Source organism: Stenotrophomonas sp. 22692, from assembly GCF_052045015.1.
GTDB lineage: Bacteria > Pseudomonadota > Gammaproteobacteria > Xanthomonadales > Xanthomonadaceae > Stenotrophomonas > Stenotrophomonas geniculata.
The window spans coordinates 36523-39529 of record NZ_JBQEMR010000028.1; the positions used below are offsets into that span (position 1 = coordinate 36523).

At 65.4% G+C, this 3007-nt stretch carries 2 protein-coding genes; both read right to left on the minus strand.

From position 1 onward, the window contains the following. Positions 1–75: 75 nt before the first annotated feature. Complete coding sequence (fhuE, locus tag ACTJJM_RS16155) at positions 76–2214, minus strand: ferric-rhodotorulic acid/ferric-coprogen receptor FhuE (protein ID WP_329840357.1); 2139 nt, start codon at positions 2212–2214, stop codon at positions 76–78. Between the two features lie 172 nt (positions 2215–2386). Next, on the minus strand, positions 2387–2938 hold the full coding sequence (locus ACTJJM_RS16160; protein ID WP_191849994.1) for a M23 family metallopeptidase: 552 nt from the start codon (positions 2936–2938) through the stop codon (positions 2387–2389). Positions 2939–3007: the final 69 nt, after the last annotated feature.

Here is a 3007-nt window from a genome sequence, read left to right on the forward strand (position 1 = left end):
CCGCGACAAAAAAGAAAAACCAACAAGGCGGCCCTCCTCCTCTACAGGTGCGGGGCGATCGTGCCCCGCGCCTGATCAGAACGCCCAGGTGAACGTCAGCGAGCCATTCCGGCCATCGCCGTACGCACCGTAGCCGGTGATCTGCGAGTAGTACTTCTTGTCCAGCAGGTTGTTGAGGTTGGCCTGCACGCTGAACTCCGGCGAGATGCGGTAGCGCACGAAGGCACTGACCAGCGCATACCCTTCCTGTTCGAAGCGGCCCACCACCGGTGCGGCGTAGTAGATGCGGTTCTGCCAGTTGGCACCGCCGCCGACGGTCAATTCCTGCAGCGATTGCGGGGTGTAGCTGGTGAACAGCTTCAGCGCGGTCTGCGGCAGGTTGGTGTTGATGTCGGCACCGTTGATGTCCTTGGCCACATAGCGCGAAGCACCGAAGGTCGCATTCCAGCCCGGGGCCAGTTCGCCGTTCACTTCGAACTCGAAGCCACGGCTCACGGTGCCGCGCGCAGCGATCGAGGCGAACTCGCCCGGGCGGCCGATGATCGGTTCGCTGGTGACCTGGGCGACATTGTCCTGCTCGATGCGGAACACCGCCAACGAGGCGTTCAGACGGTTGTCGAACCAGGCGCCCTTGACGCCCACCTCGTAGCTCTTGCCGTCTACCGGATCGAGATAACGGTCGTTGCGGTCGCGCGCGGTCTGCGGCTGGAAGATCTCGGTGTAGCTGGCGTACGCGGAGTAGGTGTCGTTGATGTCATACACCAGGCCGGCGTACGGGGTGGTCACCTTGTGCTCGCGGTCGTCGTTCTCGCCTTCGCTCTTCCAGTGGGTGTAGCGCGCACCGAGGATCAGCTTCAGCGGATCAGCCAGCGACAGGCGCGCGGCGGCATAGCCGGCCTTCTGGGTGATGGTGCCCTGGCTGGCCAGCGCCAGCGGGTTCCAGTTCGGCTGGGCGATGTTGCCGGTCCAGTCGAGATAGGAGCTGAAGGGATTCCAGCCGGTGCCGGGACCGCCCATCTGGAAGTCACCATGGTTGGCGAATTCGCGCTTGTTGTAGCTCAGGCCGGCCATGAACTGGTGTTCGCGGCCCAACAGCTGGAACGGACCGTCGATGTAGCCATCAATGCCGTCGACCTTGCGCTCGGTGTTGTAGAAGCCGGCCATCGGCGTGATGCCGGCGCCCGTGGTCTTGTTGAATGCGGTATAGGCCGGATAGAACAGCTTGTCGTCGGCCTTGGTGCGGTCGTGGGTGGCGCCGATCTTGAACTTCCAGCCATTGCTGAAGGCATGCTGCAGGGTGGCGAACGCACGCTTGCTGGTGGTGTCCCAGTAGGTCCAGTCCGGCGACGGATTGAACGAGGTCGGATAGTTCGTCGGGCTGCCATCGGCGTACCACATCGGGAAGCCGCCCCAGGTCGCGCCATTGGCGCGCTTCTGCTGGTAGTCGTAGCCCACGCTCAGCTGCGTGTCCGGAGTCAGGTCGGCGTCGATGACGGCGTAGCCCAGCGTCTTGCGCTGGTTGTAGCGGTCCATCTGGCCGTCGGTGTCGAGGTAGCTGCCGATTACGCGGCCGCGCACCGTGCCACTGGCGTTGAGCGCGCTGCCCACGTCCACGGTGGTGCGGGTGCGGCCCCAGCTGCCGACGTTCACCGAGACGCTGCCGGTCAGTTCGGCGCTGTCGGCATGCTTGCGGATCAGGTTCACCGACGCCGACGGATTGCCGGCGCCGCTGAGCAGGCCGGTGGCACCGCGCACCACTTCCACGCGGTCATACAGCGCCAGGTCCAGGCCAGAATCGCCGTAGCTCCAGTTCTGCACCATCTGCGTCGGCAGGCCATCGAACTGGTAGGCATCGATGTAGAAGCCGCGCGCATAGAACTCGGTGCGCTCGCTGTCGGACTGGGTGCTGGTGACGCCGGTGGTGTTGGCCAGCACGTCGATGATGTCGTCCAGCTTCTGATCTTCGATGCGCTGGTGGCTGATGATGCTGACCGACTGCGGGATCTCGCGCGGCGCCAGGTCGAAGCGGGTGCCGGCCGAGGTGCGGCGCACCGAGTAGCCTTCGGCGCGTTCGCCCTTGACGACGACCTTGTCCAGCGTGGTCGGGTCGGCGGCGGTGTCGGCGAAGGCGGCCGGGGCCACGGCGCAGAGAACGGCAAACACGGCAACGGACAGCCGCTGCGGCGGCGGGGTACGGAAGGCGGAACGGTTCATGGGGGTCCTGGGCGAGCACGCGCGATCGGCCGGCATCCAGGAGGCGAGGCGCTACGGGTAGGGAGAGGACGGGCAGGCCGTCCTGGCACCACCGGAAACGAAAGAAATGGTAATACGAACTATTCCTATTTACAAATCATGAACAGATCGATGCGCGGGTGCGCAATGGCGGTCAGCGCAGCAGTGGCAGCGGGTCGCGGGCGCCGTCTGCGCCGTAGATGCCCCAGTGCAGGTGCGGGGGCGTGCCCTTGGCGTTGCCGCTGTCGCCCACATGGCCGAGCAGGTCGCCGGGCTGGACCACCTGGCCACGCGCCAGGTCCTCGGCCCAGCTTTCCAGGTGCGCGTAGTAGTAGCGCTCGCGTCCGGGCCCGATCACCCACACCTGGCGCCCGCCGAGCCCACGTTCGCTGACATCCGCGATGACACCGACCGTGGCGCTGCGCACTGGCGTTCCACGGCTGGCGAAGATGTCGATGCCGGCGTGCGAGCGGTCACGGCCTCGCGGCGCACCGAAGGTATCGGCAATCTGGCGTGGCCGCACGCCGTCCACTGGCACCGGCAGTTGCGTGGCCGGCGGCATCCGCGCGAGTGTCCACAGCATCTTCGGTGCGGCGGCCCAGGGACTGTTCCACAACGCCATCATCGCAACGACGGCAATGGCCAGCCACAGGCCGCGCAGCAACCAGCGGCGCAGGCGGTGGGCGTGGGAGGGCGATGTGCTCATGGTTTCGGAGTGTAGAGGGGGGGGGGGGGTGGGTTGTTTTTTTTTTTTTTTTTTTTTTTTTTTTTTTTT